The 16575-nt window shown below is 66.9% G+C and carries 16 protein-coding genes; 10 read left to right on the top strand and 6 right to left on the bottom strand.

Annotated elements, in window-relative coordinates; translation table 11 throughout:
* Positions 1-8: 8 nt before the first annotated feature.
* From METRZ18153_RS0115595 to moaA, 5 genes are read right to left on the bottom strand one after another with little or no spacing between them, the layout of a single operon-like run.
* Positions 9-920, bottom strand: a complete 912-nt coding sequence (locus METRZ18153_RS0115595; RefSeq protein WP_020165601.1) for a helix-turn-helix transcriptional regulator — start codon at positions 918-920, stop codon at positions 9-11.
* A gap of 2 nt (positions 921-922) precedes the next feature.
* On the bottom strand, positions 923-2158 hold the full coding sequence (gene moeA / locus METRZ18153_RS0115590; protein WP_020165600.1) for a molybdopterin molybdotransferase MoeA: 1236 nt from the start codon (positions 2156-2158) through the stop codon (positions 923-925).
* Positions 2155-2763 (bottom strand): molybdenum cofactor guanylyltransferase MobA, encoded by a 609-nt coding sequence (gene mobA, locus METRZ18153_RS0115585; RefSeq protein ID WP_020165599.1) that lies wholly within the window; start codon positions 2761-2763, stop codon positions 2155-2157. The genes moeA and mobA overlap by 4 nt, the downstream gene beginning before the upstream one ends.
* Complete coding sequence (locus METRZ18153_RS0115580; protein WP_020165598.1) at positions 2760-3578, bottom strand: formate dehydrogenase accessory sulfurtransferase FdhD; 819 nt, start codon at positions 3576-3578, stop codon at positions 2760-2762. Before METRZ18153_RS0115580 ends, mobA begins: the two co-directional genes overlap by 4 nt.
* A gap of 1 nt (position 3579) precedes the next feature.
* Positions 3580-4668 (bottom strand): GTP 3',8-cyclase MoaA, encoded by a 1089-nt coding sequence (moaA, locus tag METRZ18153_RS0115575; protein ID WP_020165597.1) that lies wholly within the window; start codon positions 4666-4668, stop codon positions 3580-3582.
* 66 nt (positions 4669-4734) lie between these two features.
* Here moaA and METRZ18153_RS20270 point away from each other — a divergent pair, with 66 nt between their 5' ends.
* From METRZ18153_RS20270 to METRZ18153_RS0115525, 10 genes are all read left to right on the top strand, one after another.
* A complete protein-coding gene (locus METRZ18153_RS20270) occupies positions 4735-5277 on the top strand; it encodes a DUF3305 domain-containing protein (RefSeq protein ID WP_232416064.1) in 543 nt (180 codons plus the stop codon).
* A complete protein-coding gene (locus tag METRZ18153_RS0115565) occupies positions 5261-5878 on the top strand; it encodes a DUF3306 domain-containing protein (protein ID WP_043364268.1) in 618 nt (205 codons plus the stop codon). The genes METRZ18153_RS20270 and METRZ18153_RS0115565 overlap by 17 nt, the downstream gene beginning before the upstream one ends.
* Positions 5879-5943: 65 nt before the next feature.
* The gene (locus tag METRZ18153_RS0115560; RefSeq protein ID WP_020165594.1) at positions 5944-8049 is read left to right on the top strand and encodes a 4Fe-4S binding protein; all 2106 of its coding nucleotides are present in this window, start codon (positions 5944-5946) and stop codon (positions 8047-8049) included.
* Positions 8046-8699: a TorD/DmsD family molecular chaperone gene (locus METRZ18153_RS0115555; protein WP_020165593.1), complete on the top strand. Its 654-nt coding sequence runs from the start codon at positions 8046-8048 to the stop codon at positions 8697-8699. Before METRZ18153_RS0115560 ends, METRZ18153_RS0115555 begins: the two co-directional genes overlap by 4 nt.
* Before the next feature lie 63 nt (positions 8700-8762).
* Complete coding sequence (locus tag METRZ18153_RS0115550; protein WP_020165592.1) at positions 8763-8963, top strand: hypothetical protein; 201 nt, start codon at positions 8763-8765, stop codon at positions 8961-8963.
* Positions 8964-8980: 17 nt separating this feature from the next.
* Positions 8981-11887, top strand: a complete 2907-nt coding sequence (locus tag METRZ18153_RS0115545; protein WP_020165591.1) for a formate dehydrogenase subunit alpha — start codon at positions 8981-8983, stop codon at positions 11885-11887.
* Positions 11888-11964: 77 nt separating this feature from the next.
* Positions 11965-12582, top strand: coding sequence for a formate dehydrogenase FDH3 subunit beta (fdh3B, locus tag METRZ18153_RS0115540; protein WP_020165590.1), 618 nt, complete (start codon positions 11965-11967; stop codon positions 12580-12582).
* A complete protein-coding gene (locus METRZ18153_RS0115535) occupies positions 12579-12803 on the top strand; it encodes a hypothetical protein (protein WP_020165589.1) in 225 nt (74 codons plus the stop codon). Before fdh3B ends, METRZ18153_RS0115535 begins: the two co-directional genes overlap by 4 nt.
* 22 nt (positions 12804-12825) lie before the next feature.
* Complete coding sequence (locus METRZ18153_RS0115530; protein ID WP_020165588.1) at positions 12826-13851, top strand: formate dehydrogenase subunit gamma; 1026 nt, start codon at positions 12826-12828, stop codon at positions 13849-13851.
* Between the two features lie 14 nt (positions 13852-13865).
* A complete protein-coding gene (locus METRZ18153_RS0115525; RefSeq protein WP_029143812.1) occupies positions 13866-14180 on the top strand; it encodes a hypothetical protein in 315 nt (104 codons plus the stop codon).
* A 106-nt stretch (positions 14181-14286) separates the two neighbouring features.
* Here METRZ18153_RS0115525 and METRZ18153_RS0115520 read toward each other — a convergent pair whose 3' ends face one another.
* On the bottom strand, positions 14287-16539 hold the full coding sequence (locus METRZ18153_RS0115520) for a TonB-dependent receptor (protein WP_020165586.1): 2253 nt from the start codon (positions 16537-16539) through the stop codon (positions 14287-14289).
* Positions 16540-16575 lie beyond the last annotated feature (36 nt).

Below are 16575 nucleotides of genomic sequence, written 5' to 3'. Positions count from 1 at the left end.
GAGGCGCGTTACTGCGACGTTGCCTCGCGCAGCCGCCCCAGCGGCGCCAGGTCGTAGCCGCCCAGTCGGGCGGCGAGGTCGCGGCTGTCGTCGCTGGCCAGTTCGGCTAGCAGCTGTTGCAGCAGTGCACGGAAGTAGAGGGTGCGCGGCATCACGAGGTCGAGCGCTTCGCTGCCCAGCGGCAGGAAATGCAGGTTGAACTCGCCGGCCGCGGCGCGCGTGCCCGGCGCGCAGTCGCCGGCGCCGCTGGCGACCATGAAGGCGGCTTCGCGCTCCGTGGCGGCGACCTGCACCGCCTCCGGCGCGGCGAGGCCGGCGGTGGTGCAAGCCTGGACGAAGAAGTGTTGCGAGCCGGCGCCTTCGCCGCGCTGAATGAGCCGCGGGCGGCGCTCGAACAGTTCGCGCAGGCCGCCGACGGAGGGCAGCGTGCGTGACAGCATGACGCCCTGTTCGCGCAGCGCCAGCTGCACCATGACCCAGTTCGAACTGCCGGTGTATTCGCGCAGCAGCAGCGCGTGCCGGCGCGTCGCGTGGTGTGCTTCGCCCCAGTGGATGGGGCAGGCGTTGGCGCGGCGCTGGGCGAGCAGGGCGAGGCCGCGGCGGGTGCCGCAGGGGCTGTAGGCGATCAGCGTGCCGTCGTCGGCGCGCTGCGCCAGCCGCGCGATGCTGTGCGCCAGCCAGGGGTCGTCGCTGCCAGCGATCAGCAGGCGGTCGGCCAGCACGCCGCCGTGCGTCGATTCGAGCAGCCAGTCGTCGAGCAGCTTGCGCGGGAACAGCCACTTGCCGGTCACCTTGGTGGCCGGAATGCCGCTGTCCTGGATCATCGCGTACAGCGTCTTCTCGTTCAGGTGCAGGTAGGCGGCCGCTTCGCGCGCCGTCAGGTAGGGCGAAGGCGTCGTATCGTCGCCGTCGGCGCTCACGTTCAGATCAGGCCTTCGAACGGGATGACGCCCACCGTGTCGCCGACTGCGACGTTGCCCACGTCGTCGTCGAGCACGATGATGCAGTTGGCGTCGCACATTGAACGCAGGATGCCGGAGCCCTGGGCGCCGGTGACCGTGGCGTGCCAGCGGCCGTCGCGCAGTTCGAGGATGCCGCGCTGGTATTCGGTGCGGCCCGGCTGCTTCTTCATCGCGCTGCCGCTGATCGCGTCGAAGCGGATCGGTGCCGGCACGGGGGAGGCGCCCATCAGCGTCAGCAGTGCCTCACGCGCGAAGAAGTAGAAGGTGATCATCGTCGCGACCGGATTGCCCGGCAGGCCGAACAGCAAGGTGTCGCGGCCGCCCTTGGTGAGCCGGCCGAAAGCCATCGGCCGGCCCGGCTTCATCGCGATCTTCCAGAAGGTGACCTCGCCCAGGCTGGCGAGGATTTCGCGGACGAAATCCGCTTCGCCGACCGACACGCCGCCGCTGGTGATGATGGCGTCCACCTCGCCGACCGCCGATTCGAGCGCGGCCGACAGCGCCTCGCGCGTATCGCGCGCGACGCCGAGGTCGACCACCTCGCAGCCGAGTCGCGTCAGCATGGCGGTCAGCGTGTAGCGGTTGCTGTCGTAGATGCCGCCTTCGCGCGGCGCGTCACCGATGGACATGACCTCGTCGCCGGTCGACAGCACGCCGACGCGCACGCGGCGCACCACCGTCAGTTCGGGCACGCCGAGCGAAGCGGCCAGGCCGATGTCGGACGGGCGCAGCAGGCGGCCGGCGCGCAGCGCGGCTTCGCCCGCCTTCAGGTCTTCGCCGGCGCGGCGCCGGTTCTGGCCGGCTTTCTGGCCGGGCGGAATGATGACGCAGTCGCCGTCCACCTTCGCGGTTTCCTGGATCGCGACCGTGTCGGCGCCGCGCGGCATGACGGCACCGGTCATGATGCGCACCGCCTGTCCGGGGCCGACCTCGCCGTCCCAGGCGTGGCCGGCGTAGGCGGTGCCGACGACGGTGAGCCGCGTCTCGGCGTCGGCCGACAGGTCGGCATGGCGCACCGCGTAGCCGTCCATCGCCGAGTTGTCGTGCGGCGGCACACTGACCGGCGAGATGACGTCGACGGCGAGCACGCGGCCCAGCGCGTCGCGCACCGGCACGCGCTGGGTGCCGGCGACCTGCGAGCAGGCGGCGAGGATGTGGGCGCGGGCGTCCGCGACCGGAGTGAAGCGATCAGTCATGAGGCGTCGGGCCGGGCTTCGAGCAAGGCCAGTTCGTTAAGCGTATTGATGTTGGCGAAGGCGTCCGGATTGTCGTCGAAGGGCACTTCGACCACCTTCAGCGCCGAGTACCAGAGGTCGACCTTGCGGCCGCCGCCTTCGAGGAATTGTGTCAGACCGGGCAGCACGTGCGCGCGCACCAGGCTGAATACCGGATGCGGCTGGTCGCCGGTGATGGCCACCGCGAGGTCGGCGTCTTCGCGCTCCAGCGCCGCGCGCAGTCGCGCGACGAGATCGAGTGGCAGGAAGGGCGAGTCGCAGGGGCTGGTCACCAGCAGCGGCGTCGTGCAGGCGCTCAGCCCGGCGTGCAGTCCGGCCAGCGGGCCGGCGAAGCCGGCTATCGCGTCCGCCACGACCGGGTGACCGAAGGCGGCGTAGCGTTCGGTGTTCTGGTTGGCGTTGATGATGAGCGCATCGACCTGCGGCGCCAGGCGACGGATCACGTGCGCGACCATGGGCTCGTCGCGGAACTCCTGCAGGCCCTTGTCGACGCCACCCATGCGGCGGCCGAGGCCGCCAGCCAGCACCAGACCGGTGATCGCCTCGCTCACGCCGCTTATAGTCATGCGCTCTCTCCATCGCGCACGAAGCGCTGCATGCCGGTCAGCAGCAGGTAATGCTTGCCCTGCGAGCGGCCGATCATCGTGATGCCCACCTGCTGCGCGATGTCATAGCCCATCTGCGTGAGGCCGGAGCGCGACACCAGGAAGGGGATGCCCATCTGTGCCGCCTTGATCACCATTTCCGAGGTCAGCCGGCCGGTGGTGTAGAAAATCTTGTCACCGCCTTCGACACCATCCAGCCACATGTGGCCGGCGATGGCATCCACCGCATTGTGGCGGCCGACGTCCTCGACGAAGTACAGCAGTTCGTCGCCGCGGAACAGCGCGCAGCCATGCACCGCGCCGGCCTGCTTGTAGATGGTTTCGTGTTTGCGCACCACGTCGAGCATCGCGTACAGCGTCGACTCGGTCAGCCGGGCATCGTCCGGCAGGCGGATGCGTTCGATGTCGTCCATCAGGTCGCCGAACACCGTGCCCTGGCCGCAGCCGGTGGTGACCGTCTTCGTGGCCATGCGCGCGTCGAGGTCGGCGACGCCGGCGCGGGTGGTGACGGCAGCGGCGTTCACGTCCCAGTCCACCTGCACCGACAGGATGTCGTCGATGGCCGGCAGCAGTCGCTGGTTGCGCAGATAGCCGATCACCAGTGCCTCGGGCGCGCCGCCCAGCGTCATCAACGTCACCAGTTCGCGCTTGTCGAGATAGACGGTCAGCGGGTGTTCGCCGGCAATCGCGGTCGGCACGGTTTCGCCGCGCTCGTTGATGGCAGGGATTTCTATCGTGGCGGGTCGTGCGGCGTCGGTCAGTTCGGGTCTGTGCACACTATCCACCGATGTAGGACATCTCGATTTTTCTTGCTGCGGCCGTTTCCGCGGTGCGGATTTCGGAGTAGCGGTCACCGCGCTGCTGCCAGATGGCGCCGATGGCCGACAGCATTTCTTCGTCGCTGCGGCCTTCGCGCAGCAGCGCGCGCAGGTCGTGGCCCTCGGTCGCGAAAAGACAGGTGAATATCTTGCCCTCGGTCGACAGGCGGGCGCGCGTACAGGACGAACAGAAGGCCTGGGTCACCGACGAGATGACGCCCACTTCGCCGCTGCCGTCGGTGTAGCGCCAGCGCTGCGCGACTTCGCCCGGGTAGTTCGGGTCCACCGGCTCCAGCGGCATTTCGGCATGGATGCGCGCGATGACGTCGGCGCTGGGCAGCACTTCGTCCATCTTCCAGCCGTTGCTCGAGCCCACGTCCATGAACTCGATGAAGCGCACGATGTGGCCGCTGCCCCTGAAGTGGCGCGCCATCGGCACGATGGCGTGGTCGTTGGTGCCACGCTTGACCACCATGTTCACCTTGACCGGCGCGAGACCGACGGCATGCGCGGCGTCTATGCCTTCGAGCACGCGCGCGACCGGAAAGTCGACGTCGTTCATCATGCGGAAGGTGGCGTCGTCGATCGCGTCGAGGCTGACGGTGACGCGGGTCAGGCCGGCGTCGCGCAGCGCACGCGCCTTCTGTTTCAGCAGCGCGCCATTGGTGGTCAGCGTCAGTTCGACCGGCAGCTTCGCCAGCCGCTCGATCAGCTTCTCGACGTCCTTGCGCAGCAGCGGCTCGCCGCCGGTGATGCGCAACTTGTTGACGCCGTGCGCGACAAACAGACGTGCGATGCGCTCGATCTCTTCGAAGCTGAGCAGATCGCTGCGCGCCAGATAGGGGTAGTCCTTGTCGAACACCTCTTTCGGCATGCAGTAGATGCAGCGGAAGTTGCAGCGGTCGGTGACCGAGATGCGCAGATCGCGCACGGCGCGGCCACGCGTGTCGAGCAGCGTGCCGGTCGCCGGAATCGGCGTCTCCGGCACCAGTGCGGTCGCGCGTCCGGCGGTGCGGATGTCCAGCAGATGTATGATCTTTTCGCTCATGGGCGGTGCGGCGTGAGCCGTTTCCTTGCTCCGGCTCCGTTTGACAGAAAGGCAGAGGAAGATTTCGTGGAAACCAGCCCCGTCACCCTCAGGTTGGCCGTGATTATGGAGCGCAGGGTACTGCACAACAAGTGGACAGACCATGCCTGGGAAGCGCGTGCGCTTTTGCCCGAAGGCCCGGAAAGCCCTGATGCGCCAAGGGTTTTTGCGCAGACCGACGAGGCGACCCAGTGGCTGTTCCCGCCGCTGGACCTGACGCTCTACACCGACGAGGCCGACAACTACCTGCTCAACGTGACCGCCGCCGAGCCGCGCATCTTCGTCATGTGGCGGCCTGACGACGAGGCCGAACCGCCGGTGCGACCGATGCAGATCAGCGCCAGCTACGGCGAGGCCGCGCGTTGGATGGATTCGGGCGAGAAGGTCGATGGCTTGCCGATGCCGGCCGACATGCGCGACTGGGTCGAGGATTTCGCGCGCCGTTTCCAGAGACCACCCGAACCGCGCAAGCCCAAGCGTTTCGCGAAGACCGGCGATGGCAATACGCATTACGGAAACATGAGCGGCGGGGTACGCGCAGGCGCCAATGGAGATGAACGTGAGCGATGATCCGGTGAAGGGCTTCCTCGGCCGCTGGTCGCGGCTGAAGCGGGAAGCGGCCGCCGCGGAGCCGCTGCCGCCGGTCGAGGCGCCGGTCGCCATCGTGCCGCCGCCGGCGCCGGACGCGGGGCAGGCGGCGAGGCCGGACAGCGATGTGCCAGCCGAACCGCCACCGCTCGAATCGCTGGGCTTCGATTCCGACTACCGCGCCTTCCTCGGCCAGAAGGTGGACGAGGGACTGAAACGCGCGGCGCTGAAGAAGCTGTTCCACACGCCGCACTTCAATACGATGGACGGGCTGGACGTCTATATCGAGGACTTCAACCTGTACGAGCCGCTGCCGGCATCCATGGTGTCGCAGCTTGCGCATGCGAAGGAAACGCTGAACCCGACGCTGCCCGACAACTGGCTCACCTCGGTACCGGACGAGACGCCGCCCGCCGTGCCGGAGACGACCGCGGCCCCCGCGGAACAGGCGGCAGCGCCTGCGCTGGACAGTCCGGCGGACGAAGACGAGGGTGTTGCGACCGAGTCGGACAAAATCGAGCGCTTGCCGAGCGAGTTGCCCGTGTCGTCCGACAACGCCGAAAGTAATTCCAGGTCGGAATAGTCCGTTCTGTTCTCGGGCGATCTGGCACGAAGGCTGCAAAAGCCTTGCCGGAGGAGCCTGACTACATGAACAACGCCCACAAGGCGATCCAGCTGTGCAGCTGCAATGGCACGGTTGAGATCGACATCAGAAGACTGGGTGACGCGCTGGCGCTGGACGCCGCCGATCTGCCGGTACTGCATGCCGCGACGCAGCTGTGTGGTCGCGATGCCGCCGCGTTTTCCGCCGCCCTGGGTGGCGCGGCCGACGCCATCGTCGGCTGCACGCAGGAAGCCGCGCTGCTGCGCGAAGTGGCCGACGAGGCCGACGCGACGGCGGGTCTCACCTTCATCAATCTGCGCGACATCGGTGGACGCAGCCCGCGCGGCAGCGACGCGACGCCGTCGGTCGCCGCGCAACTGGCGATGGCGCGCATGGCCGAACCGGCCCCGGTGCCTGCGGTCAGCTACGCGTCGTCCGGTCAGCTGCTGATCATCGGCCCGGCCGGTGCCGCGCTCGGCTGGGCGCAGGAAGCGCAGCGCCGCTACGGCGACAGCATCGCCGTCAGCGTGCTGGTCACCGGCCGCGACGGCAGCGAACTGCCGGTGCGCCGCGACTGGCCGGTCATGACCGGCCGCGACGTGACGGTGAGCGGCTGGCTCGGCGCATTCGACGTGAGCTGGGCGCGCGCCAACGCGATCGATCTCGACGCCTGCGTGCGCTGCAATGCCTGTATCGACGCCTGTCCGGAGGGCGCCATCGGCTACGACTATCAGGTCGATGCCGCCCGCTGTACCGGGCACCGCGCCTGCGTAAAAGCCTGTGCCGACATCGGCGCCATCGATTTCGCCGCCGTGGGCAGCCCGCGCAGCGAGCGCTACGACCTGGTGCTCGACCTGTCGGAGCCGGCGCTGATCCGCATTCCGCACCCGCCGCAGGGTTACGCGGCACCGGGCCGCGATCCGCTCGAACAGTCGCTGGCGTTGCAGAAGCTCGCCGGCATGGTGGGCGAATTCGAAAAGCCCAAGTTCTTCAATTACAAGTCCTCGATCTGCGCACACAGCCGCAACAGCAAGCAGGGCTGCAATCGCTGCATCGACGTCTGTTCGACCTCGGCCATCCGCGCCGACGGTGACGGCGTGTTCGTCGAGCCGCACCTGTGCATGGGTTGCGGTGCCTGTGCGACAGTTTGTCCCACCGGGGCGATGCGCTACGCCTACCCATCGGCGTCCGATGTTGCGGTGCGCCTCAAGACGGCTCTGCAGGCCTGGCGCGCCGCCGGCGGCCGCGCACCGCGCGTCGTGTTCCACAACGAGACGCAGGGTGAGGAGTTGCTGGCGCTGGCTGGACGCCGTCGCGGACTGCCCGCCGACCTGCTGCCGGTGGCCGTGCATGACGTCGCCTCGGTCGGGCTGGAACTGATGCTCGCGACGCTGTGCTACGGCGCCGCACAATGCGTCATTCTGTCTCACGACGATCAGCCCGACGCCTACCGTGAAGCGACGTCGGGGCAGATCGCGCTCGGTCGCACCATCCTCTCCGCGCTGGGCCATCCGTCGTCGGCGCTGTGCGCCGTGGTCGCCGACGATGCGGCGACGCTGATCCACGCTCTGGGCGCGACGGCTGCGCTGGCGCAGTCCTGTCCGCCGGCCAGCTTCGCGCTGCCGGTCGAGAAGCGCGGCGCGCTCGAGTTCTGCATCGATCACCTGGCCCGCCACGCGGCGCAGAAGGTCGAGGCCATCGCGCTGCCCGCCGGCGCGCCCTTCGGTGCGGTCAATATCGACAAGGCCGCCTGCACCTTGTGCATGAGCTGCGTCGGCGCCTGTCCGGCCTCGGCCTTGATGGATGGCGGCGAACGGCCGGCGCTGCGCTTCCTCGAACGCAACTGCGTGCAGTGCGGCCTGTGCGTGAACACCTGTCCGGAGTACGCGCTGTCGCTCGAACCGCGACTGCTGATCGGCGACGCGGTGCGGCGCGAACGCGTGCTCAACGAGACTGAGCCTTTCCACTGCATCAGCTGCGGTACGCCCTTCGGCACCAAGCAGATGATCGACGCGATGACCGGCAGGCTGTCGGCGCATTCGATGTTCGCCAGCGGCGACGCGCTGCGCCGGCTGCAGATGTGCGCCGACTGTCGCGTCATCGACATGATGAAGGCGAAGGGCGGCGAAACCACGGTGTTCGACACATGAACGCACCCACTCCGCAAACACTCGCTTTCGTGCGCGACCCGGTCAGTGACGAGGACACCGCGCGCGCCAATCACTACGCACTGCTGTCGCGGCTGCTGCACGCGGCGCCCGATGCCTCTCTGCTCGGCATGCTTGCCGCCTCCGGCGATTGGCAGATCGACGACGCGCCGTCGGCCGAGGCGGTGCTGATGGCGCAGGCCTGGAACGGACTGTGTGCGGCGTCGGCAGCGATGGACCCGGCTGCCGCGCAGGACGAGTTCGACGCGCTGTTCGGCGGCGTCGGCCGGCCGGAGATCGTCGTCTTCGGCTCCTTCTACCTGGCCGGCTTCGTCAACGAGAAGCCGCTGGTGAAATTGCGCGACGACCTGGCGGCGCTGGGCCTGGCGCGCACGCAGGGCGAGTCGCTGCCCGAGGACCACATCGCCGCGGTATGCGACGTGATGCGCCTGCTGCTGACCGACACCATGCGCAGCGCCGCCGAGCGAGCGCTCGAGCAGGACCGCTTCTTCGCCACCCACATCCAGCCGTGGTACGGCGCGCTGTGCGACGCGCTGGATGCCGCCGCAGGCGCCAATTTCTACCGCCGTGTTTCGCAGTACGCGCGCAGCTTCCTCGATGTCGAGGCGGCGGCGCTCACCATAGATCGATGAAGTGACCTACAACTGAAGAGCCAACACCCTGAACCGGGCAGTCATCACGAGGAGGACAGAGCAATGACCGAAAAAGCCAACCTGAAACGCCGTCAGTTCCTGCTGACCGCGGGCGTCGGCGGCGTGAGCGCCGCGGCGGCCGTGGTGGCGGTGCGGTCGACCGGCAGCGATGCCGGCGCGACCGCCACCACCGCGCAGACCGACAGGAGCGGATACCGCATGACCGAGCACATCGCGGCCTACTACCGCACCGCCCGCGTCTGATCCCGAGGAGAGCCAACATGACATTGACCCGCAAATCGGCTGGTGGCGCGCGCGCGCAATCGCGTCTGGCGCGCCCGGCATCGGCGGCTTCGCCGCGCACGATGGACCGCCGCACCTTCCTCAAGCGTTCCGGCATGACTGCCGGCGCCGGCGCCTTCGCGTCGGCACTGCCTTTCTCGATGGTCGAGCGCGCGCAGGCCGCCAACCCGTCGGCGGCCGGCGGCAAGGTGGAAGTGAAGCGCACGATCTGTACCCACTGTTCGGTCGGCTGTGCCATCGACGCCGAAGTCGTCAACGGCGTGTGGGTCGGCCAGGAGCCGGTGTTCGACAGCCCGATCAATATGGGCGCGCACTGCGCCAAGGGCGCGTCCATCCGCGAGCACGGCCACGGTGAGCACCGGCTGCGCTACCCGATGAAGCTGGTCGACGGCAAGTGGGTGCGCATGTCCTGGGACGACGCGCTGAACGAACTGTCGGCGCGCCTGCTGAAGCTGCGCGAGGAGAGCGGCCCGGACAGCGTGTACTGGATCGGCTCGTCCAAGCACAACAACGAGCAGGCCTACATGATGCGCAAGTTCGTGTCGATGTGGGGCACCAACAACTGCGACCACCAGGCGCGCATCTGTCACTCGACAACGGTGGCCGGTGTGGCCAACACGTGGGGGTATGGTGCGATGACCAACTCCTACAACGACATGCAGAACTCGAAGGCGATCTTCTTCATGGGATCGAACGCCGCCGAGGCGCATCCGGTGTCGCTGCTGCACATCCTGCACGCGAAGGAGAACGGCGCGAAGATCATCGTCGCCGACCCGCGCTTCACGCGTACCGCAGCCAAGGCCGACCACTTCGTGCGCATCCGCTCCGGCTCCGACATCGCCATCCTGTACGGCGTGCTGCGCCACATCTTCGAGAATGGCTGGGAGGACAAGCAGTACATCGAGGATCGCGTGTTCGGCATGGACAAGATCCGCGACGAGGCGATGAAGTGGACCGCCGACAAGGTCGAGGAAGTCAGCGGCGTGCCGGATGATCAGGTGAAGCTGATCGCCGAAACGATGGCGAAGAACAAGCCCTCGACCGTGGTGTGGTGCATGGGCCAGACCCAGCACACGACCGGCAACGCCATCGTGCGCATGATGTGCAATCTGCAGCTCGCGCTCGGCAACGTCGGTGTGGCGGGCGGCGGCACCAACATCTTCCGCGGCCACGACAACGTGCAGGGCGCGACCGACGTCGGCCCGAACCCGGATTCGCTGCCCGGCTACTACGGCATCGCGACCGGTTCGTGGAAGCACTGGGCCAATGTGTGGGGCGTCGATTACGAGTGGCTGAAAGGCCGCTTCGCGTCGCAGGCCCTGATGGAGAAGTCGGGCATCACGGTATCGCGCTGGATCGACGGCGTGACCGAAAAGAACGAACTGATCGACCAGGACCCGAACCTGCGCGCAGTCGTGTTCTGGGGCCACGCGCCGAACTCGCAGACGCGTGGCAAGGACATGCTGGAGGCGATGAAGGCGCTCGACACGCTGGTGGTGATCGATCCCTATCCGTCGGCTACTGCCGCGATGGCGGCCAGCGCGCGCAAGGACGGCGTCTACCTGCTGCCGGCCGCGACGCAGTTCGAGTGCGAAGGCTCCTGCACCGCGTCGAACCGGTCGCTCCAGTGGCGCGAGAAGGTGATCGAGCCGCTGTGGGAGTCGAAGCCCGACCACACCATCATGTATCTGTTCGCGCAGAAGTTCGGCTTCGCCGAACAGTTCACGAAGAACGTGAAGGTGACCAACAACGAGCCCAGCGTCGAAGACATCCTGCGCGAAATCAACCGCGGCACCTGGACCATCGGCTACACCGGCCAGTCGCCGGAGCGCCTGAAGATCCACATGCGCAACATGCAGGTGTTCGATCCGAAGACGCTGAAGGCCAAGGGCGGCATCGACAAGGAAACCGGCTACGTGCTCGACGGCGAGTATTTCGGTCTGCCCTGGCCCTGCTACGGCACGCCGGAAATGAAGCACCCGGGCTCGCCCAATCTGTACGACACCTCGAAGCACGTGATGGACGGGGGCGGCAACTTCCGCGCCAACTTCGGCGTCGAGAAGGAGGGCACCAGCCTGCTGGCGGCCGACGGCTCCGCGTCGAAGGGTGCCGACCTGCAGTTCGGCTACCCCGAGTTCGACCACGTGCTGCTGAAGAAGCTGGGCTGGTGGGAAGAGCTGACCGAGGACGAGAAGAAGAAGGCCGAAGGCAAGAACTGGAAGACCGACCCGTCGGGCGGCATCATCCGCGTCGCGATGAAGAACCACGGCTGCCACCCCTTCGGCAACGCCAAGGCGCGCGCGGTGGTGTGGAACTTCCCGGACCCGGTGCCGGTGCATCGCGAGCCGCTCTTCTCGCCGCGTGCCGACCTCGTTGCCAAGTATCCGACGCACGAGGACAAGAAGGCCTTCTGGCGCCTGCCCACGCTGTACAAGAGCGTGCAGGACCAGTTCGCCAACGTCGGCAAGGACTACCCGCTGATCATGACTTCGGGCCGTCTGGTCGAGTACGAGGGCGGTGGCGACGAAACGCGCTCCAACCCCTGGCTGGCCGAGCTGCAGCAGAACATGTTCGTCGAGATCAACCCGCGGGCGGCCAACGACCGCGGCATCCGCGACAAGGACATGGTGTGGGTGAAGTCGCCCAGCGGCGCGCAGATCAAGGTGCAGGCGATGGTGACCGAGCGGGTCGGGCCGGACACGGTGTTCCTGCCCTTCCACTTCGCCGGCCACTGGATGGGCAAGGACCTGATCGACAGCTACCCGGAAGGGGCTGCACCGGTCGTGCGTGGCGAGGCGGTCAACACCGCCACGACCTACGGCTACGACTCGGTGACCATGATGCAGGAAACCAAGACCACGGTCTGCCAGATCATGAAGGCCTGACGCGGGCGCGATGAAACAACACGGGGCGGCGCGTCAGCCGCGCGTCGCCCCGGAGAACGGAGGACACCATGGCAAGAATGAAATTCATCTGTGACGCCGAGCGCTGCATCGAGTGCAACGGCTGCGTCACCGCATGCAAGAACGAACACGAGGTGCCCTGGGGCGTGAACCGCCGGCGCGTCGTGACCATCAACGACGGCGTACCGGGTGAGCGCTCGATGTCGGTCGCCTGCATGCACTGTTCCGACGCGCCCTGCATGGCGGTGTGCCCGGTCGACTGCTTCTACCGCACCGATGAGGGCGTGGTGCTGCACGACAAGGACCTGTGCATCGGCTGCGGCTACTGCTTCTACGCCTGTCCGTTCGGCGCGCCGCAGTTCCCGCAGGCGGGCGCCTTCGGTCTGCGCGGCAAGATGGACAAGTGCACCTTCTGCGCCGGTGGCCCGGAAACGAACAACTCGGAAGAGGAGTTCCGCAAGTACGGCCGCAACCGTCTGGCCGAGGGCAAGCTGCCGCTGTGCGCCGAAGTGTGCTCGACCAAGGCGCTGCTCGGCGGCGACGCCGACGTGCTGGCGGACATCTATCGCCAGCGCGTGCTCACTCGCGGCAAGGGTGCGGACATCTGGGGCTGGTCGACCGCCTATGGCAAGCCGGATGCACCGGCCACCGCCCCGGCGGCGGGAGGCAAATCATGAAGCCGCTGAGCGGAGCCGTCTGCCTGGTCGCACTTGCAGCCGCGCTCGCCGGCTGCGGCGAGAAGGAGCAGGTGGTGGTCTACAAGCAGGGCCACTACCAGGGCAAGGCAGACGGCAAGCCCTGGGATAACGAGTCCTTCTCCGGCGACAAGGGGAACTGGGAGGCGACCATCAAGGCGCGCAACCAGAACCAGAACGAATATCGCCGCATCAACGGTTAGGAGAGCGTTCATGAGTCATGACATGACTGTACTGAAGCGCCTGCTGTGGATGGTGCTGACGCTGTGCGCACTGGCCGGCGGACCGGTGTTCGCCGCCGACGCGCCGCCGGCGACGGCGGCCGACCAGGCTTTGCGCCAGCAGTCGCAGCCGCTGAACAACGCGCCGGTGTGGCGCGAGGTGAGGTCGGGCGAGCAGCACTACACCACGGTGCAGGGCGTCGAGACTGGCGTGCTGATCCAGTCCGGCGGCCAGACCTGGCGGGCGCTGCGCAACGGTCCGCTGATGCTGTACGGCGGCATCGCCTTCTGCGCCATGCTGGTTCTGCTGGCCGTGTTCTTCAAGCTGCGCGGCCCGATCCGGCTGTCAGAGGCGAAGACCGGCCGGATGATCCAGCGCTTCAACACGATGGAACGGATGTCGCACTGGGCCATGGCGATCTCGTTCTGCGTGCTGATGGTGAGCGGGCTGGTGATGCTGTTCGGCAAGCACGTGCTGCTGCCGGTGTTCGGCTACTCGCTGTTCGCGACGGTGGCGCTGGTGTGCAAGAACATCCACAACTTCGTCGGGCCGGTGTTCATCCTGTCGGTGCTGCTGTTCATCGTGCTGTTCGTGAAGGACAACGTGTGGCAGGCCATCGACGCGCTGTGGATACGCAAGGCCGGTGGTCTGCTGACCGGCGAGCACGTACCGTCGCATCGCTTCAACTTCGGCGAGAAGACCTGGTTCTGGCTCGGTGTGGTGTTCCTGTCGCTGACCGTCGGCATCAGCGGTCTGGTGCTCAACTTCCCGAACTTCGAACAGGGCCGCGCCATCATGCAGACGGCAAACATCATCCATCTGATCGGTGGCCTGATCGTGATGACGCTGTCGCTCGCCCATATATATATAGGCAGCATCGGCATGGAAGGCGCGCTCGACGGCATGAGGACGGGCTATGTCGACGAAACCTGGGCCAAGGAGCACCACGAGCTGTGGTACGACGCGGCGAAGAAGGCTCAACCGGCGGAGAAGCCGGCAGGCAGCATGCCTGCACCGGCCCGCGTCTGAACGGAGGACTACGCATGAACAGGATGATCGTGCTGCTGCTCGGCGCCTTGCTATCGACCGGCGCGCTGGCAAAGCTGCCTGAATTGACCGAAGAGCAGAAAGCGGCCGCCGCCGAGAAGAAGGCGAAGGCCGACGAAGCGACCAAGAAGGGCAACGAGCAGCTCGCCGCGTCGCAGGACCGCGTAGCGGCGAAGTACATCGAGCAGATGAAGGCGAAGGGCGTTACCGTGACCCCCACGCCGATCGCGCCACCGGCCGCTCCGGCGGCACCTGCAGGGGCGGCAAACCCGCCGGCTGCAGCGCCCGCGGCACCGCCTGCAGCAAAGTAGGTACGTCGGGACGCAGCGTCTCGACGAGCAGCAAAGACAAAAGGCACCGCGAGGTGCCTTTTGTCTTTGCTGCTCCGGATCACCGAGGTGACCCGGAGGAAGTGACTCAGCCGCCGAAGCGGTAGCGCACCCCCAGCCAGCCCGAACGCGGTGCGCCCGGTGCGTAGAAGGTTTCGTCTTCCCAGTTCGCCGTGTTGCTGTCGAAGCTGTTGTTCGGACCGACGAAGGGGTTCTCGCCGATCTGGCCCGCTGTGAAGTAGCGCTTGTCGAACACGTTGTTCACCCGCGCAAACACCGACCAGCCGCCGCCCAGCTTCGCGTCCGCCACCATGTTCACCACAGTGAAGCCGGACGTCTTGCCGTTCTCGTCGTGCTCGTTGTTCTCGTTGCCTCGAACATACACGCCGGAGTGCGTAACCACGTCCGAACCGAGCGTGAGCCAGTCGGTGGCGCGCCAGTTCACGCCGAGCTTGAACGAGTGTTCGGCGATGCCGGGGATGCGGTCGCCCGACTGCACGCGGATGTTGTCGGCGCCACAACTCGGATCGAGCGCCGAATTTTCCGGCGACACGATGCACTCGCTCGAACGGTAAGTCGCGTCGACCCAGGTATAGCCGGCGTTCCACATCAGGCTGCCGTAGTCGCCGCCCAGACCGAGCTCGACGCCGTTGCGCTGGGTCTTGCCGAAGTTCTTGAAGTACCCCTGGCCGACCGTGTTGCTGGCAACGAACAGGATGTCGTCGCGGTTCACCGCGCCGAAGGCGGCGACATTCCAGCGGATCGGGCCGGCGACGCCGCGGACGCCGACCTCGATGCTGCGGGTGACCACCTGATCGAGACGCGGGTCGGCCTGCATCGCATTCGGGAGCTTGCACGGCTCGTTCGGATCGGAACAGCCCAGTTCGATCGGACTCGGCGCGCGGTTGCCCTGTTGGGCGTTCGCGTACAGCGTAACGGCTGGCGTCAGCGCATAGGTGGCGCCCAGAGCCGGGTTGATCTTGCTGTAGGTGTAGTCGCTGTTGAGGCTGGACGTGGCATCCAGCTGGTCCATCGTGCGCACGCTGGTGTGGTTGTAGCGACCGGACAGCGATACGGTTGCGTCGGCGATCGGTTTCCAGGTGCCCGTCGCGAACAGACTCCACGTACGGCTGCGTCCGCGCAGCTTCGGTTCCGGATCCTCCTCGCTGTCTGTCGGGGTGACCGAACGGTCGGGCAGGAAATCGCCTTCCTGCTCGGTCTGCTGGAAGCGGGTGCGGCTGTGGTCGAAGGTCGTGCCGACGGCCAGTTGACGGTCTTCGAGGATATGCGCCCACTGCGCGCTGAAGCCGTAGCCGGTCTGGCGGGTGCGCGTGCGGTTCAGCACGCCTTCCGGATCCCCCGGCGCGGCGAACTCGTCGTTGGCGTCGCCGTTGAGCGTGCGTACGTTGTTCTTGCGCACATAGACAGTACCCGACAGCTTCTGCACGTCGTCCAGCCAGTAGCCGCCATTCAGCGACAGCATGGTCATGCGGTTCTTCGTGTTGTCGGGCGAGGTGAAGATCGAACGCCGGCGTTGTTCGTAGAAGGAAAGCGGCGTCAGACCGTTGCCAATCAGGTCGCTGTTTGCGTGCGTGAGGTTCAGATCGAGTTCGTGCTTGGACGAGCGATGCGAAATCTTGCCGAAGAACTGGTTCACGTCCGACGGCGACAGATCGCGCCAGCCATCTTCCTTGAAGCGGGTGGCGGTGAAGTACCAGCCCAGTTCGCCATTGTTGCCGCCATGTTCGGCGGTCACCGCGCTGCGGCCGAAGCTGCCGGTGTAGGCCTCGATGCCAGTGCCGGCGTGGCTGAAACCGTCCTTGGTACGCACCGACAGCGCGCCGCCCAGGGTGTTCAGGCCGAACAGCGGGTTCGATCCCGGAATCAGGTCGATCGAGGCGATCGCGTTGCGCGGGATCAGGTCCCAGTTCACCACATCGCCAAAGGGCTCGTTTACGCGCACGCCGTCCTGATAGACCGACAGGCCCTGCGGCGTGCCGAGCAGCGGGCTGGCGGTGAAGCCGCGGTAGTTCACATCCGCTTGGTAGGGATTGCCCTGGATCTCATTGACGTTGACGCTCTGCAGCTGACTGCCAAGGAGTTCAGGCAGGCCCGCAGCACCGGTATCGCGCAGCGCTTCACGACGGATGGACTGCACGTTGGCAGGGATCTCGTCCTTCGGCCGGTCCAGACCGGGCACCGGCGACGTGCCGACAACCTCAACAGTGGGGGCAACTGTCTGCGCATGGCTGGCAAACGGCAGGCCGATCGTACAGGCGCCGCTGATGATTGCGGCGAGCGGGGTCAGACGCAGACGTTGTGCGTCGGTATGCTTTCTCAAGGGGTTACTCCTCTCGTTTCTGGGGAGTGCGCACTC

Origin of the sequence: Methyloversatilis discipulorum, assembly GCF_000385375.1 — a bacterium.
GTDB lineage: Bacteria > Pseudomonadota > Gammaproteobacteria > Burkholderiales > Rhodocyclaceae > Methyloversatilis > Methyloversatilis discipulorum_A.
Note: the sequence above shows the minus strand (reverse complement) of the source record. Positions and strands in the feature narration are given on the sequence as shown.

Coding starts and splice junctions, on each gene's coding strand:
- fdh3B (WP_020165590.1), top strand. CDS start 11,965: ATGAAATTCATCTGTGACGCCGAGCGCTGCATCGAGTGCAACGGCTGC.
- METRZ18153_RS0115545 (WP_020165591.1), top strand. CDS start 8,981: ATGACATTGACCCGCAAATCGGCTGGTGGCGCGCGCGCGCAATCGCGT.
- mobA (WP_020165599.1), bottom strand. CDS start 2,763: ATGACTATAAGCGGCGTGAGCGAGGCGATCACCGGTCTGGTGCTGGCT.
- METRZ18153_RS0115535 (WP_020165589.1), top strand. CDS start 12,579: ATGAAGCCGCTGAGCGGAGCCGTCTGCCTGGTCGCACTTGCAGCCGCG.
- METRZ18153_RS0115555 (WP_020165593.1), top strand. CDS start 8,046: ATGAACGCACCCACTCCGCAAACACTCGCTTTCGTGCGCGACCCGGTC.
- METRZ18153_RS0115565 (WP_043364268.1), top strand. CDS start 5,261: ATGAACGTGAGCGATGATCCGGTGAAGGGCTTCCTCGGCCGCTGGTCG.
- moeA (WP_020165600.1), bottom strand. CDS start 2,158: ATGACTGATCGCTTCACTCCGGTCGCGGACGCCCGCGCCCACATCCTC.
- METRZ18153_RS0115560 (WP_020165594.1), top strand. CDS start 5,944: ATGAACAACGCCCACAAGGCGATCCAGCTGTGCAGCTGCAATGGCACG.
- moaA (WP_020165597.1), bottom strand. CDS start 4,668: ATGAGCGAAAAGATCATACATCTGCTGGACATCCGCACCGCCGGACGC.
- METRZ18153_RS0115530 (WP_020165588.1), top strand. CDS start 12,826: ATGACTGTACTGAAGCGCCTGCTGTGGATGGTGCTGACGCTGTGCGCA.
- METRZ18153_RS0115525 (WP_029143812.1), top strand. CDS start 13,866: ATGAACAGGATGATCGTGCTGCTGCTCGGCGCCTTGCTATCGACCGGC.
- METRZ18153_RS0115550 (WP_020165592.1), top strand. CDS start 8,763: ATGACCGAAAAAGCCAACCTGAAACGCCGTCAGTTCCTGCTGACCGCG.